Here is a 17,879-nt window from a genome sequence, read left to right on the forward strand (position 1 = left end):
GTACGGCTGGGCGGGCTAGAAGCCGGCCGTGATCCGGGTGAACTCCCAGTCCTGCTGCGCGATGCCGCTGCAGTTGGAGGTCACGCCGCCGCCGGGGCAGGGCCGGTCACGGTTGACGGCCCAGTAGGCGAGCCGGGTCAGGCCCTTGGACTTGGCCCAGTCGCGGATCTGGGTCCAGGTCGCGGGGGTGGTCAGCTCCTGCTGGTCGGACAGGCCGTTCATGCCGGAGATGCCCATGCGGGCGTAGGCCTGGGCGTCGCTCCAGCCGAAGGCGGACTTCAGCGCGTTCTTCAGGCCCTCGGAGGCGTTGACCGTGTCGGTGTAGATGTTGGAGCTGCCGAAGTCGAACGGCATGATCGTGTAGTTGTCGATCGGCACGCCGAGCTCCTTGGACCGGTTGATCAGCCGGATGCCGTGGGAGTTCGGGCCGGTCCTGGTGGTGCCGAAGGTGACGACGATCTTGACGTTCGGGTTGTTCGCCTTGACGATCTTCAGGGCGTTGAGGATGCGGTCCTGCACCGTGTAGTTCTCGAACTCGTCGGTGTTCTCGATGTCGAAGTCCACGACCGCGGGGCCGACGGCGTTGATGACCTGCTGCACCGCGCCCGCGAAGGCCTCGGGCGAGGAGCAGTTCGGGCCGAGCTTGTTGCCCTGCCAGCCGCCGAAGGAGATCTGGACGCTGCCGCCCTTGGACTTGATCGTGTTGATCGCCTGCTGGTCGGGGCCGCCGGTCAGCGGCCGGTTGCCGTCCCAGGCCGGGGTGCAGCCGCCGCTGGAGAGGATGAACGCCATCGTGAAGGACTTCACGCCGGTGGCGTCCATCACGGTGCCCGGGTTGGGCGGGTTGCCCCAGCCCATGTAGAGGTAGGGCGCTCCGGGCATGCGGCCGGGGTTGGTGCAGCCGGTGGTGGTGCCGGTGACCGGCGCGCTGGCGGCCGACTCGCCCGCCGAGTTGTAGGCGCGGACCGTGTAGGTGTGGGTGCTACAGGCGGCCAGGCCCGAGATCGCGGCCGAGGTGCCGGTCACCTGAGCCCGCTGGGTGCCGCCCTCGTAGACCCGGTAGCCGGTGACCGTCCCGGACGAGGCGCCCCACGACAGCGAGATCGAGGAGTTCGTGACGCCCGTCACCGACGGCGCGCCGGGCTGGCCGGGCACACCCTGGCCGCCCGAGGTCGTGCCGGTGACCGAGTTGCTGGGGCCCGACAGGTTCCCCGCGGCGTCACGGGCGCGGACGGTGTAGGTGTAGCTCGTGCTCGGGGACAGGCCCGAGTCGGTGTAGGCGGTGCCGGTCACCGTGGTGACGAGCGTGCCGCCGCGGTAGACGTTGTAGCCGGTCACGCCCACGTTGTCGGTGGCGGCGTTCCAGGCCAGCGAGACGCTGGAGGAGGTGGTGCCGGTGACCCGCAGGTTGCCCGGCGCCGATGGCGGCGTGGTGTCGCCGCCGCCCGTCGCCGGCTTCCACAGCGCGGGCACGTTCGGCGGCTCCCAGCCCGGCTGCGAGGTGTGCGACTGGAGGCACTGGTACGTCACGCCGTTGTAGGTCACCTGCTGGCCCGCCGTGTAGGCGGTCCAGGGCGCCCACTCGGCCAGGGCCGCGATGGAACTGGAGGCGGCATGGGCGGCATGGGCGGGGCCCGCCGCCGTCAGGGGGCTCAACGCCATCGCCACAGCGAGGGCGACAGCCGTACGCAATCTCATGGTCTCTCCCGTCAGGGCAGGGTGCGAAGGTGGGGCTTGACGGTCTTGGAGAAGGCCCAGTTGTGGCTGGCGTCCCAGTTGATGGACCACGTCATCGCGCCGCGCAGGTCCGGGTAGGCGCGCGGCGGCACGAAGGTCCCGCAGTTGGTGCGCTTGGTCAGGCAGTCCAGGGCCCGGTTGACCACCGAGGGGCTGACCACGCCGCCGCCCGCCGCGCCGGGTCCGGCGGGCAGGCCGAGGCCGACCTGGTCGGGACGCAGGCCGTTCTCCAGCTGGATGCAGGCCAGGGCGGTGATGAAGTCGACGGTGCCCTGCCCGTAGACCTTCTGGTCGCAGCCGAGCATCGTGCCGGAGTTGTAGTACTGCATGTTGACGACCGTGAGGATGTCCTTGATGCTCAGCGCGAGCTTGAAGTACTCCATCCCGGTCGACTGCATGTCGATGGTCTGCGGCGCCATCATGATGATCAGGCCGGAGCCCGCCCTGGAGCGCAGGTCGCGCAGCGCCTGGGCCATGTAGGTGGCGTTCAGCCCGTTCTCCAGGTCGATGTCGACGCCGTCGAAGCCGTAGGACTGCATGAGCGAGTGGACCGAGGAGGCGAACGCGCTCGCCGCGGCGGAGCTGTTGACCTGGACCCGGCCGGCCTCGCCGCCGACGCTCAGGATGACCTTCTTGCCGCGCTGCCTGAGCGCCTGGATGTCGGCCTTGAACTGCGCCTCGGTGTAGCCGCCCACGGCGGTGGCCAGGGCGGGGTCCAGGGCGAAGGCGACCTGGCCCGGCGTGCTCGTCGCCTCGCCGAAGGCGACCGCGACCACGTCGTACTCGTCGGGCACCTGGGAGAGCTTGAGCTCCACGGCCGGGTTGACGAAGTTGTGCCAGTAGCCGGTGAGGATGTGCCTGGGCAGCGTGCCGGTCGGGCAGCCGGTGGTGGTGCCGGTGACCGGCGCGCTGGCGGCCGACTCGCCCGCCGAGTTGTAGGCGCGGACCGTGTAGGTGTGGGTCGAGCAGGCGGCCAGGCCGGTCACAGTGGCCGAGGTGCCGGTCACCTGAGCCCGCTGGGTGCCGCCCTCGTAGACCCGGTAGCCGCTGACCGTCCCGGACGAGGCGCCCCACGACAGCGAGATCGACGAGTTCGTGACGCCCGTCACCGACGGCGCGCCGGGCTGGCCGGGCACGCCCTGGCCGCCCGACGTGGTCGCGGTGACGGCGTTGCTCGCCGCCGACCGGTTGCCCGCCGCGTCGCGGGCGCGGACCGTGTAGGTGTAGCTCGTGCTCGGGGACAGCCCCGAGTCGGTGTAGGCCGTGCCGGTGACGGTCGCGACCTCGGTCGAGCCGCGGAAGACGACGTAGCCGGTCACGCCCACGTTGTCGGTGGCGGCGTCCCAGGCCAGCGAGACGCTGGAGGAGGTGGTGCCGGTGACCCGCAGGTTGCCCGGCACCGAAGGCGGCGTGGTGTCGCCGCCGCCGGTCACCGGGCTCCACAGCGCGGGCACGTTCGGCGGCTCCCAGCCCGGCTGCGAGGTGTGCGACTGCCTGGCCTCGTAGTCCGCGCCGTTGTGGGTGACGCGGGTGCCCACGGTGTAGGCGGTCCACGGCGCCCAGGCCGGATAGGCGGCCACCTGCGCGGCGGCCTGCGGAGGTACGGCTGCCGCCGGGGCGGCGATCACGCCCATGGCGAGCAGCAGCGCGATGACGAATCTCATGGAGCTCCTTGGGGGGTGCCGTACGGCCCGCGCCGGGGGGTGCGGGACGCGGGCCGTACGGGATCTTTCAACGCGGGCCGGCGTCCATGGCGCCGGTCAGGGAACCGTCGTCGCCGATGTGGCGGCAGGGGGCGATGGACCGCTCGTCATGGCGCGGGGGGCATGGAAGAGGCTTGCCGGGGCTGTCAGGACGAGTAAGGGGACGGTACGCCGCATGATCGCTCCCATGGTGGGGGAACTCAGGGGGGTGAGCCGCGCACGGACGGCGTGCGGCGGCGGGTGGCGACGATTTCGGCGGCTCTATGAGGGGTTTCGGCGGGCCCGTGGCGGGGACTGCGGCGGCGGACGGGACATGGTTGACCTGCGTTCCGAATTTCTTTTAGGAAAGTTTCCTAAGAGTTGCCGCGATCGTAGCCTTGACAGACAGGCGCTACAAGACCCAAATAATCCGAAAAGTCAGCGGAGCCGGCGACGTCAACGGCGCGCCGTGGCGTGGTCGGCCAGCGCACCGATGCCGTACAGCAGCCCGCCCACCAGGTCGCCGACGCTGAAGGCGGTCGCCATGGACATCGCGACCAGGCGGCACGCGCCGTCGGGCAGCCTGCGCCTGGCCTTCTCCCCCGTGACGATCTCCAGCGCCCGGCCCGCGAGGTCGACGTAGACGACGACCGCGTTGGGGGCCTCCTCGCCGAGGGCGGCGTGCAGCTTCTCGGCGAAGTGCCGCCGGCTGCCCACCGGCGGGCCGAGGTAGACGCCGAAGCGCAGGCCGCTGCGCCGCTCGGCGTTCAGGATGGCGTGGCGCAGGTCGTCGGCCTGGGCGGTGGTCAGCGTGCGAGCCGTCGAGAACACCATCGTCACCACCCCGCCGAGGCGCCGCCGACCTGCCTGCCCGGCTCGGCGGTCTCGGCCAGCGCCGTCCAGTCCGCGTCGGGCGTGGCCGCCCAGCTCGCCCGCTTGCCGGCCAGCACGAGCCCGGCGGTGCTGACGCCGCGCTCGCTGTGGCCGGGGCCGCCCAGCCAGACGGCGCCGGTCGACGCGGCGCGCGCCGAGCTCCGGCCGGGAACCAGGACGAGCGCGCTGATCAGCAGGAACAGCAGGCCCGACGCGCCGATCAGAAAGCCGAGGATCTCGATCCCGGTGTCCACATCTCGACGGTAGTCCCCTCCGCCGCGCCGTACCAGACCCTAGTCCCACACCTGCGGCCTGCGGTCGCCCCAAAAGCCCCCGACGGCGGCCTCGACCTGGGCGGACAGCGAGATCAAGGTGGCCTCCTCGCCCACGCGGGCGCCCAGCATGACGCCGATCGGCAGGCCGTCGGCGCTCCAGTGCAGCGGCAGGTTGACCGCGGGCTGGCCGCTGACGTTGCAGATCGCCGGGAAGGCCGCGAAGCGCTTCATACGCTCGAAGGTCTCCTCGGGATCGGGCACGTCCTCGAACCAGCCGACGGGGCGCGGCGGCTCGGTGACGGTCGGGGTGAGGATCGCGTCGTAGTCGTTCGTGACGGCCAGCGCCAGCCGGGTGGCCAGCTGGAGGGCCGACTGGGCCTGCAGGAAGGTGGGCGCCGGCGTGGCGAAGCCGCGCTCGCGCAGCCAGGCGGTCAGCGGGCGCAGCCGGTCCTGCCGGTCGGGCGCGACCGGGTGCATGCAGGCGAAGGCGAACCACAGCGTGACGAACTGCGGCACGACGTCGGGCGTGTAGGGCGGGTGGATGTCGACGATCTCGTGGCCGAGCGCGGCCAGGGTCTTGGACGCCTCCTCGTAGGCGGCCATGACCTCCGGCGCCACTTCGGCCTCCGGGACCACCGGCCGGGCGTACCGGGCGATGCGCAGCCGCCCGGGCTCGCGCCGCGCCGCCTCCAGGAAGGTTCCCTCTTGCGGCGGGGCCAGGAACAGGTCGCCGGGCGCGTTGTGGGTCATGACGTCCAGCAGCGCCGCGGCGTCGGCCACGGTGCGCGCGATCGGGCCGTTGGTGGACATCCCGGCCAGGTCGGGGATGATCGGGCCCCAGCTGATGCGGCCGCGGGTCGGCTTGATGCCGTACAGCCCGCACACGCTCGCGGGGATGCGGATCGAGCCCGCGCCGTCGCTGCCCTGCGCGGCGGGAGCGAGCCCGGCGGCCACCGCGGCGGCGGCGCCCCCGCTGGAGCCGCCCGCCGAGCGGGACAGGTCCCACGGCGTGCGGGCGGGCGGCGACACGGCCGTCTCGGTGTAGCAGGGGAGGCCGAACTCGGGCGTGGCGGTCTTGCCGAGCATGACGGTGCCTGCCGCGCGCAGCCGCTCCACCATGGTGTCGTCGACGGGCGCGACGAAGCCCTCGTAGACGGCCGAGCCGAACATCACCGGCACGTCCTTGACCAGGTTGAGGTCCTTGACGGGGATCGGCACGCCGTACAGCGGGCCCCGGGGGTCGCGCAGGCCGCGCGCCTGCTCCAGAGCCGACTCGCGGGTCACCGTGACGTAGGCGCCCACCTGCGGGTCGATCCGCTCGATGCGGTCGAGGTAATGGCCCGCTATCTCCACGGGTGACAGCTCGCCGCGGCGTACGGCTTCCGCCTGCTCCAGGGCGGTGAGATCATGGATTTGCGCCACGTACCGGACAGTAGTTGTCTAGAGAGGAAAAGGATAGATACCCCCAATCGGGGCAACGTATCCGTGTGGTCCGAGCCACAAAAGTATGGACGGATCATGACTAGGCATTCCCCGATCTTTCGGGTTACCGTGAGTCACGTGGATTCCGCCAGTCAGCGAGAAGACGGTCACACTGCGTCACCCATCTGGGTGAGCGACCGGCCAGAGACCGAACGGCCGGCTCCCGCGGCGCCCCCGCAGACGTTCGCCCCCGTCGAACGGGCTTCGGTGAGCGGACTCCTCCAGCAGCCCCGCTTCCGCCGCCTTCGCAACCGCCTCCTGCTCGCCCTCGCCGTGGGGCTGGTCGTGGGCATCCTCGCGGCCTCCTGGCAGGCCGGCGTGACCGCCGGCGTGCTCGCCGCCATCGCCGACGCCGTCTACCAGGCACGCCGCACCTCCTCCGTACCGGCCTGGCGCCGCTCCTCGGTCGCCGAGCGCCGCACCGAGGCGCAACTGCGCAAGCTGGAGCGCAACGGCTACCGCACGCTCCACGCCAGGGCCATCCCGGGCAGCGAGGCGCAGATCGACCACCTGGTCATCGGCCCGACCGGCGTCTACGCGGTCGACTCCGAGAAGTGGGACAAGCGCCTGCCGGTCCGCGTGCAGATGGGCAAGAACCTCTTCCACGGCCCGTTCACCATGAAGGAACGACTCACCGAGGCGCGCTGGGAGGCGACCCAGGCCAGCGAGCTGATCAGCAAGGCGTACGGCAGGCGGGTCACGGTCGTCCCATCGCTGGCGATCTACGGCCCGCCGGTGCCCTGGAAGATCATGACGATCCGCGGGGTCGACGTCTACGAGGGCCACCGCGCCCGCCGGTGGATCACCAAGCGGGATCGCGCGCTGACCAAGGAGGAGATCGACCGGCTGTACGAGATCGCGTCCCAGGTGCTGCCGCCGAGGTACGGCGACGGCTGACGCGCGGCGGTTGTCCCGGTCCGTCCTGTGGACAGGCGTCTCAGCAGCCGGGCGGTAGCCGTACGATGGGTGGGGTCAGCAAGCGATGGGAGAAGCGCTCATGCCCGCCCTAAGGTCACGTACGGTCACCCATGGTAGGAACATGGCCGGTGCCCGGGCCCTGCTCCGGGCGACCGGCGTAGCCGGCAGCGACCTGGGCAAACCCATCGTGGCGGTGGCCAACAGCTACACCCAGTTCGTCCCCGGCCACGTCCACCTGCGCGAGGTCGGCGACGTGGTGGCGGCCGCCGTCCGCGAGGCCGGGGCGATCCCCCGCGAGTTCAACACCATCGCGGTCGACGACGGCATCGCCATGGGGCACGGCGGCATGCTCTACTCGCTGCCCAGCCGCGAGCTGATCGCCGACGCGGTGGAATACATGGTCAACGCCCACTGCGCCGACGCGCTCATCTGCGTCTCCAACTGCGACAAGATCACGCCGGGCATGCTGCTGGCGGCCTTCCGCCTCAACATCCCGACCGTCTTCGTCTCCGGCGGGCCCATGGAGGCAGGCAAGGCGGCCGGGCGCAAGCTCGACCTGATCGACCCGATGATCGCCTCCGCCGACGACTCGGTGTCCGACGCCCAGCTGCTGGAGATGGAGGAGAACGCCTGCCCGACCTGCGGTTCCTGCTCGGGCATGTTCACCGCCAACTCCATGAACTGCCTGGCCGAGGCGATCGGCCTGGCCCTGCCCGGCAACGGCACCATCCTGGCCACCCACCGCGCGCGCAAAGACCTCTTCGAGCGCGCCGGGCGCCAGATCGTCGAGCTGACCAGGCGCTACTACTTCGAGGACGACTCCTCCGTCCTGCCCCGGTCGATCGCCACGCGCGAGTCCTTCGAGAACGCCATGGCCCTCGACGTGGCCATGGGCGGCTCGACCAACACGATCCTCCACATCCTCGCCGCCGCCCGGGAGGCGGGCGTCGACTTCGGGCTCAAGGAGATCAACGAGATCTCGCTGCGGGTGCCGTGCCTGTGCAAGGTGGCGCCGGCGACGAACAAGTACCACATCGAAGACGTCCACCGCGCCGGCGGCATCCCGGGCATCCTGGGCGAGCTCGACCGCGCCGGGCTGCTGCACCGCGACGTGGCCACCGTCAGCGGCGCGAGCCTGGGCTCGGTCGTCGAGGCGTGGGACCCCAAGTCGCCGGCCGTCCTGCCCGAGGCCGTGGAGCTGTGGCACGCCGCGCCCGGCAACGTCCGCACGGTCAAGCCCTACTCCCAGGACAACCGGTGGGAGTCGCTCGACCTCGACCGCGCGGCCGGGTGCATCAGGGACCTGGAGCACGCCTACACGCGCGACGGCGGCCTGGCGGTGCTCTACGGCAACCTGGCCCGCGACGGCGCCGTGGTCAAGACGGCGGGCGTCGACGAGTCGATCTGGCGGTTCTCGGGTCCGGCGGTGGTCTTCGAGTCGCAGGAGGACGCCGTCGAGGGCATCCTCAACGGCCGCGTCAAGGCCGGCGACGTGGTGGTGGTGCGGTACGAAGGCCCCAAGGGCGGCCCGGGCATGCAGGAGATGCTGTATCCGACGTCCTTCCTCAAGGGTAAGGGCCTGGGGAAGGTGTGCGCGCTGATCACCGACGGCCGCTTCTCGGGCGGCACGTCCGGGCTGTCGATCGGCCACGCTTCGCCGGAGGCCGCCGAGGGCGGCGTGATCGCGCTCGTCGAGGACGGCGACCTCATCGAGATCGACATCCCGAACCGCTCGATGGAGCTCCGCGTCCCCGAGGCCGAGCTGGCCGCCCGCCGGGAGCGCCTGCTGTCGGAGCTGGGCGGCTACCGTCCCCGCGACCGCCAGCGCCCGGTGAGCGCCGCGCTCCAGGCTTACGCGGCGATGACGACGTCCGCCTCCACGGGCGCCTCCCGCGACCTCAGCCAGCTGGCCCGCTGACCGAGCCTCATCGCCCTTCCGGGGTAAGGGGGTGCACTCACTCCCTTGCCTCCCTCTTTCTTTCCCGGCCTATCTTCCTTGTCTTCTCGTCCTTCCTGTGGTCCTCAGCCCCGTGCGGCGGGATGCTGAGGTACGGCAGAGCACGACCTACGGCGAGAAGACGCCAGCAAGATCGCACACATTTTCGAAAAATGTCGGTAGCGCCCCCTATTCTGTGGGTATGACGACAGTCGTGAGACCGCTGACGACCGCCGAGATTGCCGCCCTCGCCCTGTCCCTGGCACACCTCGGGGCAGGCCCGCAAGCCACCACCGCCCGGCGTGGCCTGCGCCACGCCTTCGAGCACCTGGACCTCGACGACGACGTCATCGCCACGACCCTGACCACGCTGACCGAGCCGCTCCCCCCGGACGTCGCCTCACGCGCCAGGGTCATCGCCGACGCCATCACCAGCCGCCACATCATCCGCCTGCACTACCGTGACGCGACCGGCGCCATCACCGTCCGCGACGTCGAGCCCGTGACCTGCCTCGTGCACCGCGAGTTCTGGTACCTGGTCGGCGTGTGCCGGATGCGCCGGGCCATCCGCGCGTTCCGGTTCGACCGGATCATCGCCGTCGAGCCCACCATGATCCCCTCCCGCCCGCACCTGGCCGACCGGTTCCTGCCGTTCCAGCGGCGCAAGGCCGCAGCCTGACCATGACCGTCGTTTGACCGCGGGAGCCCCCAGCCGTTGACGTGACGGCTGGCAGGCTCCCGGCCATGCGCTGTCGCCCTGTCTGGCTCGCCGTGGCGTCCCTGCTGGCCGGATGCTCCCAGGCGAGCGTCGCCGTCGTCCCCGCGGCCGCCCCCGACATGGCCCCGCGCCTGGCCGTCGAGGCCGCCGCGGACGGATCCTGGCAGCGGCGGCTGAGCCGTACCTTGGACGGCTACCTGCGGCACCGGCCGGGGCGCGCGGCAGTGGCGGTCTACGACCGCACGAACGGGGTCCGCTTCGAGTACGGCGGGCGGGAGCCGTTCCTGCTGGCCAGCGTCGCGAAGGTGGACATCCTGCTCACCCTGCTGCTCAAGGCGCAGCGCGAGCACCGCTCCCTCACCACGCACGAGCGGGAGCTGGCCGACCGGATGATCCGCCGCAGCGACAACGACGCCGCGCACGACCTTTATGAGATGACCGGCGGGCGGGAGGCGCTGGGCGGGACCCTGCGCCGGATCGGCGTCCGCCACACGCAGCCTGGCCCGAGCCGGCACTGGGGCTTGACCACGAGCCGTCCCGCCGACCAGGTGAAGGTGCTGGACCGGCTGACCGATCCGCAGGGGCCGGTCAGCCCGGCCAACCGGCGCTTCGCCTCCCGCCTGATGTCGAGCGTGACGCCGTCGCAGGCGTGGGGCGTGGGCGCGGTGGCGCCGGGGGCCGAGGTGAAGAACGGCTGGCTGCCCGCCCGCGCGCACGGCGGCACGTGGACGGTCAACAGCGTGGGCCGCGTGACCGTGAACGGCCGTGAGCTGCTGGTCGCGGTGCTGTCGGACCACAGCCCCACGATGGACATGGGCATCGCCACGGTCGAGCGCGTCGCCCGCCTGTGCGTGCGGGCCTTCGCCAGAAGGGGCTAGGACCCTCCGCAGCACCCGCCGCCGCAGCACCCGCCTCCGCCGGAGGGGGCGGCGGCTCCGCCGGTCATGGCGACGGTGGACAGCAGCTTGACGGTGTCGTCGTGGCCCTGCGGGCAGGTGGCGGGGTCGCCGGAGGCCGCCATGGGGCGCGAGACCTCGAAGGTGGCGCCGCAGGCGCGGCATCGGAAGTCATAGCGCGGCATGAGACAAGCTTAATGCGGTGACGGGCACCGGCGAGCCCCCGTGCGAGGCCGCCTGGCCACTCGCCAGATGTTCGACACCGGCCACATACTGGTCGGGCTGCCTGTGGGCGGCTTCGTCCTGACGCAGGGCTCGAAGGAGGCGGTGGAGCGGTGACGGTCCCGGTCCGCATCCTGCATCGGCCGGGTGCGCCGGTGACGACCGTGAGCCTGTGGCTGCTGACCGGCTCGCGCGACGAGCCGGAGGAGCTGTCGGGCAGCACCCACCTGCTCGAACACCTCCTGATGCAGGCGCCCCTGCCCTCCGGCGAGCGGCCCGTCGACCTGCTGGAGGCGCTGGGCGGCGAGGCCAACGCGATCACCAGCCGCGACTACCTCGTCCTGTACGCGCGGGTGCCCACAGCCGAGGCCGCGACGGCGCTGGACGTCCTGTGCCGGGCCGCCGCCGCGCCGGGGCTGGGCGAGGAGGCGCTGGCCGCCGAGCGCAAGGTGGTCCTGGAGGAGGTACGGCTGGCCGCCTCCGACCCCTTCGACGCCGTCCACGACCTGTTCTACGCCACGGCCTTCCCCGGCCAGCCGATGGGCCGCCCGGTCGGCGGCACGGCGCGGAGCGTGGCCGGGATCGGGCTGGAGGACCTGCGCGAGCGGCTGGCGGGCGCGCCGCTCGGGGTCGTGGTATGCGGCGGCGCCGGACCCGAGGCCGTCATGCCGGTCGTCGAGTCGCTGCCCGAGCCGCCCGGACCGGCCGGTGCGCCGCATCCGCCCGGCAGGCAGGCGGCTCGGCTCCACGGGGGCCGCGCGCACCTGCCGCTCAACAGCGACTCGGCCGGGATCGTGCTGGGCGGGGCGGCCGTGCCGTACGGGGACCGGCTGCTGCCCGCCTTCGAGGTCATGGTGGACCTGGTGGCCGAGGCCAGCTCGGCGCTGCTGGTGGAGGAGATCAGGAACCGGCGCGGGCTGGCCTACGAGATGTGGGGCTCCGTCGCGGAGTACCGCGACGTGGGGACCTGGCGGGTGTTCGTCGCGACCGCGCCGGACCAGGTGGAAGAGGTGGTGGAGGTCGCCACCACGCTGCTGGCCCGCCAGGCCGCGCGCGGCTGGAGCACCGGGGAGGTGGAGGTCGCCGCCCGCCGTACGGCCGGCCGCCTGCTGCTGGAGTGCGAGCAGTCGCTGGAGGAGACGCTGCTGTACGGCCAGCACCACCTCGTCGCGGGACATCCGGAATGGTCGCTCGGCGAGCACCTGCGGGCGCTGGGTCAGGTGAGCGCCGGCGAGGTGCTCGAATGCCTGCGGCACGCGATCGACCCCCTCGTCGTCGCCGTCGCGGGCCCCGGCTGACACCGCGGCTGTCATAAAGACATGACCGCGTAGGGGCCGACGGGCTCGAATCCGATCCTCTGGTAGATCTTGTTGCTGGTGGGGTTGGCCAGGTCGGTGAAGAGCACCACCTGCTCGCAGCGCTGCTCCAGAGCCGTGCGACTGGCGAAGGCGGTCACGGCGCTGCCGTACCCGCGGCCCCGGGCGTACGGCGGCGTGTAGACCGGGCCGATGCGGCTGACGCCGCCGCACGCCGCCGAGATCCCCGCCACCGCGACCGGCTCGCCCGCGTCCTCCCACAGCAGCATGTCGCCGCGGGCCACCCGATGGCCGACGCGGCGGCGGTGGTCGGGCTTGCGGCCCTCCCCCGCCTCCTCGTCGAAGGCCGCCAGCCAGCGCACGAGCAGTTCCAGGTCCTCGCCCGTCGCCACGCGGCCCCGCCCCGGCACGCCCTGCGGCGGGACGAGCGTGGCCAGGCGGTACAGGCACTGGGACTGCACCTCCCTGGCGGGCCGCCCGAGGTGGGCGACCGCGGCCTCCACGAGCAGCCGAGGACCGTGGATCTTCGGGATGTCGCGGCCGGACAGCTCCGCCATGAGAAGAACGACCGCCTCCACCGGCATCACGGTCAGGCCGAGCGGGAAGGGCGGGGTGCGGTAGGCCGCGCCCCGCACCCGCCCGCCGCTCGTCCACCAGCCGGCGAGCAGATCCTCGCCGCGCCACAGGCCGGTCCGCAGCCCGTCCAGCACGGTCAGCGCGACGGTGTTGCGGACCGGGTCCTCCAGCAGGTACGGCTCGGCGTGCCGGGCGAACTCCGCGACGTCGCCGGTGAAGCTCCACATGACGCCATCGTGTCAGGGCCGATCAAGTGGTTTTCACGCCGCTTCGAGATAGGGGGCCCACTGGGGGTCCCCCGCCTGCTGGGCGCCGATGAGCCGCCAGTGGGCGCCGCGCGGCACGTGGGGGGCCACCCGCAGCGTCCAGCCGAGCTCCTCCAGGAATTTGTCGGCCTTTCGATGGTTGCACGTCATGCACGAGGCGACGCAGTTCTCCCACGTGTGGGTGCCGCCGCGCGAGCGCGGGACGACGTGGTCGATCGTCTCGGCCCGCTGGCCGCAGTAGGCGCACCGGTAGTCGTCCCGGCGCATCAGCGCGGCCCTGGTCAGGGGGATCCTGGAGCGGTACGGGATGCGGACGTATCTCCTGAGCCGGATGACCGACGGCACCTCCAGCGTGCGGGTGGCCGAGCGGAGCACCGCTCCCATGCCGTCCCGGTGCACGACGTCGGCCTTCTCCCTGAGCACCAGCACCACGGCGCGGTGCAGGGACAGCGTGGTCAGCGGCTCGTAGGTGGCGTTCAACAACAGGACTTGTCGCATCAGAGGGTCCTCCTCTGATGCCTCAGTATCAAAGGGGACATGCCGCGGCATGTCCCGCGTTGCGGCCCCTCCTGGGACCCGGACGACTCCCTCATGTGGACCTCCGCCGGACGGCCCGACGGATGGGTACCACGGCACCGTCCTTCCCCAAGTGTGTCGCTAGCCGTGCGATCCGCGCCACCCCTTAAGAGGCGACCGTGCCGCACGTTACGCTTTATGCCCCTTCGACCTGTGCTTTACGCCCGCTTCTGAGCGGTCTCCTCGGGAATCGACGGCACGCAATAGAGTGCCTTGCATGACGCGACCGCCGTACCCCGCAGCACGCCGCGACGAGATCGTCGACATCATCCACGGAACCCCGGTGCCCGACCCCTACCGGTGGCTGGAGGACCCGGAGGACCCCGAGGTCAAGGGCTGGCTGCTGGCGCAGGAGGCGTTGTTCCGCCAGATGCTGGGGCCGCGGCGGTTCAAGGAGCGCATCGCCGAGCTGCTGAGGTCGGGCTCGGTGGGGGTGCCGGCCTGGCGGGGCGACCGGCACTTCTTCAGCCGCCGCACCCCCGACCAGGAGCACGCGGTCTACTACGTCGTCGAGCCCGGCGGCACCGAGCGGGCGCTCGTCGACCCGATGGCGATCGACCCCACCGGGCTGACCACGCTGGACGCGGTCCAGCCCGACAAGGAGGGCCGCCTGCTGGCCTACCAGATCTCCGTGGGCGGCACCGAGGAGTCGGCGCTGTACGTCATGGACGTCGCGACCGGCGCGCGCGTCGAGGGCCCCATCGACCGGTGCCGCTACTCGCCCGTCGCCTGGCTGCCCGGCGGGGAGGCCTTCTACTACGTGCGCCGCCTGCCGGCCACCGAGGTCCCCGAGGGCGAGTCGCAGTTCCACCGCCGCGTCTACCTGCACCGTGTCGGCACCTCCACCGAGGAAGACGTCATGATCTTCGGTGAGGGACTGAAGATGACGAACTACTACGGCGTCTCGGTGTCCTTCGACGGGCGCTGGCTGCAGATCTCGGCGCACGAGGGCACCGCTCCGCGCAACGACCTGTGGATCGCCGACCTGACCGCCTCGCCGATCGACGCGCCGGAGCTGGTCGCGGTCCAGGAGGGCGTCGACTGCCAGACGTCGCTCCGCTTCGGCAGGGACGGCAGGCTGTACGTCCACACCGACCGCGACGCGCCACGCGGGCGCGTCTGCGTGGCCTCCCCCGAGGCCCCGGCCGAGTGGCGCGACCTGGTCCCCGAGGATCCCGAGGCGGTGCTCAGCGACTTCGCGATCCTCGACGACCTGGACCGGCCGGTCATGCTGGTCGGCTGGACCAGGCACGCGATCTCCGAGATCTCCGTCCACGACCTGGCCACCGGCGAGCGCGTGGGCGAGGTGCCGACTCCCGGCCTGGGCACCATCGGCGGCATCGCCGAGCGTCCCGAGGGCGGGCACGAGGCCTGGTTCGGCTACACCGACAACACCACGCCGCCGACGATCCAGCGCTACGACGCCCGCACCGGCGAGACCACCCTGTGGGCGGCCTCGCCCGGCGTGGTGGAGGTGCCCCCGGTCAAGACCTCCCAGGTCGTCTACCGGTCGGCCGACGGCACCGACGTGCGCATGCTGGTGATCGAGCCGGTCGACCGCGACGGGCCGCGGCCCACGATCCTCAACGGCTACGGCGGCTTCGGCATCTCCATGACGCCCGGCTACTCCGCCTCGATCCTGGCCTGGGTGGAGGCGGGCGGCGTCTACGCCATCGCCCAGCTGCGCGGCGGCGGCGAGGAGGGCGAGCAGTGGCACCGGGCGGGGATGCTGGGCAACAAGCAGAACGTCTTCGACGACTTCCACGCCGCCGCCGAGCACCTCATCGCCACCGGCGTCACCACCTCGCGCCAGTTGGCCATCTCGGGCGGCTCCAACGGCGGCCTGCTCGTCGGCGCGGCGCTGACCCAGCGCCCCGAGCTCTACGCGGCCGTCGCGTGCTCGGCGCCGCTGCTGGACATGGTGCGCTACGAGCTGTTCGGGCTGGGCGCGACGTGGAACGTGGAGTACGGCTCGGCCGCCGACCCCGAGCAGTTCCAGTGGCTCTACAGCTATTCGCCCTACCACCACGTGCGCGAGGGCGTGGCCTACCCGGCGACGCTGTTCACGGTCTTCCAGTCCGACACCCGGGTGCATCCGCTGCACGCCTGGAAGATGTGCGCGGCGCTCCAGCACGCCACCTCGGGCGAGGGGCCGATCCTGCTGCGCAACGAGACGGAGGTCGGCCACGGCGCCCGCTCGGTCAGCCGCACGGTCGACCTGGCCGCCGACACGCTGACGTTCCTGGCCACCCACACGGGCCTGTGACGCCCGAACGGCTTGGATGGCTCATCCTGGGATCGTGAACGGGCTGCTTGCGGTGGAGCGGGCGCCGCTGCCGGCGTTGCGCCCCTACGTCACCCGGCTGATCGCCTATCGCGAGGGCGTGCCGGTCGAGCGGATCGAGTATCCCTTCCCGGGCGCGGTGCTGGTCCTCGGCTTCGAGGCGCCCACGGAGGTCAACGGCATGCCGTACGCCTCCTTCGGCCACGGCCTGGGCGACCGCCCGGCGGTCACCCGCGTGCGGGCCGCGGCCGAGGGGGTGGAGGTCATGCTCACGCCGTTCGGGGCCAGGCGGCTGTACGGCGCGCCGATGGCCGCGCTGACCAACCTCACCGTGCCGGTCGAGGACCTGCTGGGCGCCTGGACCTCGCCGCTGGTCGAGCGGCTGGCCGAGACGAGGTCGTGGGAGGAGCGGCTGCGGCTGACCGAGCGGTTCCTCCTGAAGCGCGTCATGGACGGGCCCGAGATCGGCGGGCAGGTCCCGTGGGCGTGGGGCCGCCTGGTGGCCTCCGGCGGCCGGGTGGCTGTCTCGGACCTGGCCCGCGAGCTGGGGTGGAGCCACCGGCACCTGGTGGCGCGCTTCCACGACGCCGTGGGCCTGGCGCCCAAGGCCGCGGCCCGGCTGATCCGCTTCGACCGGGCCCTGGCCCTGCTGCGCGGCGGCATGCCGCCGGCCGAGGTGGCGGCGGCATGCGGCTACTACGACCAGGCGCACCTCAACCGCGACTTCCGAGCCTTCGCGGGCGGGCCGCCGGGGACGCTGCGGTCCTAGGGGCGGTAGGTGCCGAAGTACCACAGGTTGCCCTGCGGGTCCCGGCAGGCGTACTCGCGGGAGCCGTACGGCTGGTCGGTGAGCTCCATGGTCACCCTCGCGCCGGCCGCGACGGCCCGGTCGTGGTGGGCGTCCACGTCGTCCACGGCGATGTAGACGCCGGGTCCGCCGGTCTCACCGGAGCCGAGCATGATCATGTCGTCGCCGACCCGGAGCTCGGCGTGCTGGATCCGGCCCTGGTCGTCCTTGGACGTCTCGTGGACCTGGAAGCCGAAGGCCGCCACGAGGAAGTCGATCGCGGCCTGGCAGTCGGGATACCTGGCGAGTGCGTAGACGGAACGTTTCATGCCCCGAGTGTCCGCCCGGGGCGGCGGGCCCGTCTTGGAAGAACCTGACCTGCGCGGCCTACCGCGGGAAGACGATCGTCTTGTTGCCGTCGAGCAGCACCCGCTGCTCGGCGTGCCACTTGACCGCCCGGGCCAGGGCCACGCACTCCAGGTCGCGGCCGATGGCCACCAGGTCCGCAGGCGAGTGGCTGTGGTTGACCCGCGCCACCTCCTGCTCGATGATCGGCCCCTCGTCCAGGTCGGAGGTGACGTAGTGGGCCGTCGCGCCGATCAGCTTGACGCCGCGCGCGTGGGCCTGGTGGTACGGCTTGGCCCCCTTGAACGACGGCAGGAAGGAGTGGTGGATGTTGATCGCCCGGCCCGCGAGCTTCCCGCACAGGTCCTCCGACAGCACCTGCATGTAGCGGGCCAGCACCACGAAGTCGACATGGTAGTGCTCCAGCAGCGCCAGCACCTCGGCCTCCTGCCTGGGCTTGGTGTCGGGGGTGACCGGCAGGTGGTGGTAGTCGATCCCGTAGGACTGGGTGAGCGGCCGCAGGTCGGGGTGGTTGGACACGACGGCGACGATGTCGATGTCGAGCAGGCCGGAGCGCACCCGGTAGAGCAGGTCGTTGAGGCAGTGGCCGAACTTGCTGACCATGATGAGCACCCGCGGCCGGACCGCGAGGTCGCGCAGCTGGAACTCCATGGCCAGCTCGGTGGCCAGCGACGCGAAGGCCGGGCGCAGCGTCTCCTCGGGCGCCGGCGAGGTGAACTGGACGCGCATGAAGAACCGCCGGCTGTCGCGGTCGCCGAACTGCTGGCTCTCGGTGATGTTGCAGCCCTGCCCGGCGAGCAGCCCGGAGACGGCGGCCACCACGCCGGGCCGGTCGGGACACGACAGCGTCAGGACGTATTCCCTGCTCATGCCTTCACCTTCGAGGAGGTCGGATCGTACGGCGCCTTGCGGCCGACCTGGGCAGAGTACAGCGTTCCGGGCCACGGTATCCCGCCATCCTCGCGGCAG

General features: G+C 71.9%; 17 protein-coding genes. 7 read left to right on the forward strand and 10 right to left on the reverse strand.

The window, feature by feature from the left end; all coding sequences use genetic code 11:
• Positions 1–15: 15 nt before the first annotated feature.
• The 5 genes from BSB02_RS32005 to BSB02_RS32025 all read right to left on the reverse strand — a co-directional run bounded on the left by BSB02_RS32005 (position 16) and on the right by BSB02_RS32025 (position 5,989).
• Positions 16–1,698: a fibronectin type III domain-containing protein gene (locus BSB02_RS32005; RefSeq protein WP_084964701.1), complete on the reverse strand. Its 1,683-nt coding sequence runs from the start codon at positions 1,696–1,698 to the stop codon at positions 16–18.
• 11 nt (positions 1,699–1,709) lie between these two features.
• Positions 1,710–3,401 carry a fibronectin type III domain-containing protein gene (locus BSB02_RS32010; protein ID WP_158088788.1) on the reverse strand — a complete coding sequence of 564 codons (1,692 nt, stop codon included), beginning with the start codon at positions 3,399–3,401 and terminating at the stop codon, positions 1,710–1,712.
• 474 nt (positions 3,402–3,875) lie between these two features.
• Entirely contained in the window at positions 3,876–4,253 is a 378-nt protein-coding gene (locus BSB02_RS32015) for a TPM domain-containing protein (RefSeq protein ID WP_084964703.1), read from the reverse strand.
• A gap of 2 nt (positions 4,254–4,255) precedes the next feature.
• Entirely contained in the window at positions 4,256–4,546 is a 291-nt protein-coding gene (locus tag BSB02_RS32020; protein ID WP_084964705.1) for a hypothetical protein, read from the reverse strand.
• A 39-nt stretch (positions 4,547–4,585) separates the two neighbouring features.
• Positions 4,586–5,989, reverse strand: a complete 1,404-nt coding sequence (locus BSB02_RS32025) for an amidase (protein ID WP_084964707.1) — start codon at positions 5,987–5,989, stop codon at positions 4,586–4,588.
• Between the two features lie 267 nt (positions 5,990–6,256).
• On the opposite strand from BSB02_RS32025, the gene BSB02_RS32030 reads away from it, so the two are divergent.
• From BSB02_RS32030 to BSB02_RS32045, 4 genes are all read left to right on the forward strand, one after another.
• Positions 6,257–6,946 carry a nuclease-related domain-containing protein gene (locus tag BSB02_RS32030; protein WP_240506823.1) on the forward strand — a complete coding sequence of 230 codons (690 nt, stop codon included), beginning with the start codon at positions 6,257–6,259 and terminating at the stop codon, positions 6,944–6,946.
• Positions 6,947–7,046: 100 nt separating this feature from the next.
• A complete protein-coding gene (gene ilvD, locus BSB02_RS32035) occupies positions 7,047–8,885 on the forward strand; it encodes a dihydroxy-acid dehydratase (RefSeq protein WP_084964710.1) in 1,839 nt (612 codons plus the stop codon).
• Positions 8,886–9,105: 220 nt separating this feature from the next.
• On the forward strand, positions 9,106–9,582 hold the full coding sequence (locus BSB02_RS32040; protein ID WP_084964712.1) for a WYL domain-containing protein: 477 nt from the start codon (positions 9,106–9,108) through the stop codon (positions 9,580–9,582).
• Between the two features lie 65 nt (positions 9,583–9,647).
• A complete protein-coding gene (locus BSB02_RS32045; protein ID WP_084964714.1) occupies positions 9,648–10,499 on the forward strand; it encodes a serine hydrolase in 852 nt (283 codons plus the stop codon).
• Here the strand turns inward: BSB02_RS32045 and BSB02_RS32050 are convergent.
• Positions 10,496–10,702: an FmdB family zinc ribbon protein gene (locus BSB02_RS32050; RefSeq protein WP_084964716.1), complete on the reverse strand. Its 207-nt coding sequence runs from the start codon at positions 10,700–10,702 to the stop codon at positions 10,496–10,498. The genes BSB02_RS32045 and BSB02_RS32050 overlap by 4 nt on opposite strands.
• Positions 10,703–10,852: 150 nt before the next feature.
• Here BSB02_RS32050 and BSB02_RS32055 point away from each other — a divergent pair, with 150 nt between their 5' ends.
• Positions 10,853–12,037 (forward strand): M16 family metallopeptidase, encoded by a 1,185-nt coding sequence (locus BSB02_RS32055; RefSeq protein WP_084964718.1) that lies wholly within the window; start codon positions 10,853–10,855, stop codon positions 12,035–12,037.
• An 11-nt stretch (positions 12,038–12,048) separates the two neighbouring features.
• Here BSB02_RS32055 and BSB02_RS32060 read toward each other — a convergent pair whose 3' ends face one another.
• Positions 12,049–12,858 carry a GNAT family N-acetyltransferase gene (locus tag BSB02_RS32060; protein ID WP_084964720.1) on the reverse strand — a complete coding sequence of 270 codons (810 nt, stop codon included), beginning with the start codon at positions 12,856–12,858 and terminating at the stop codon, positions 12,049–12,051.
• 33 nt (positions 12,859–12,891) lie between these two features.
• Positions 12,892–13,395, reverse strand: coding sequence for an HNH endonuclease (locus tag BSB02_RS32065; RefSeq protein ID WP_084964722.1), 504 nt, complete (start codon positions 13,393–13,395; stop codon positions 12,892–12,894).
• Positions 13,396–13,690: 295 nt separating this feature from the next.
• Here BSB02_RS32065 and BSB02_RS32070 point away from each other — a divergent pair, with 295 nt between their 5' ends.
• Both BSB02_RS32070 and BSB02_RS32075 read left to right on the forward strand, forming a co-directional pair.
• The gene (locus BSB02_RS32070; protein WP_084964724.1) at positions 13,691–15,739 is read left to right on the forward strand and encodes a prolyl oligopeptidase family serine peptidase; all 2,049 of its coding nucleotides are present in this window, start codon (positions 13,691–13,693) and stop codon (positions 15,737–15,739) included.
• Between the two features lie 34 nt (positions 15,740–15,773).
• Positions 15,774–16,526, forward strand: a complete 753-nt coding sequence (locus BSB02_RS32075) for an AraC family transcriptional regulator (protein ID WP_084964725.1) — start codon at positions 15,774–15,776, stop codon at positions 16,524–16,526.
• Here the strand turns inward: BSB02_RS32075 and BSB02_RS32080 are convergent.
• On the reverse strand, positions 16,523–16,873 hold the full coding sequence (locus BSB02_RS32080; RefSeq protein WP_084964727.1) for a VOC family protein: 351 nt from the start codon (positions 16,871–16,873) through the stop codon (positions 16,523–16,525). The two genes, BSB02_RS32075 and BSB02_RS32080, sit on opposite strands and share 4 nt — an antisense overlap.
• A 58-nt stretch (positions 16,874–16,931) precedes the next feature.
• The gene (purU, locus tag BSB02_RS32085) at positions 16,932–17,780 is read right to left on the reverse strand and encodes a formyltetrahydrofolate deformylase (protein ID WP_084964729.1); all 849 of its coding nucleotides are present in this window, start codon (positions 17,778–17,780) and stop codon (positions 16,932–16,934) included.
• Positions 17,781–17,879 lie beyond the last annotated feature (99 nt).

Source organism: Thermoactinospora rubra (assembly GCF_002093975.1).
Classification (GTDB): Bacteria; Actinomycetota; Actinomycetes; order Streptosporangiales; family Streptosporangiaceae; genus Nonomuraea; species Nonomuraea rubra_A.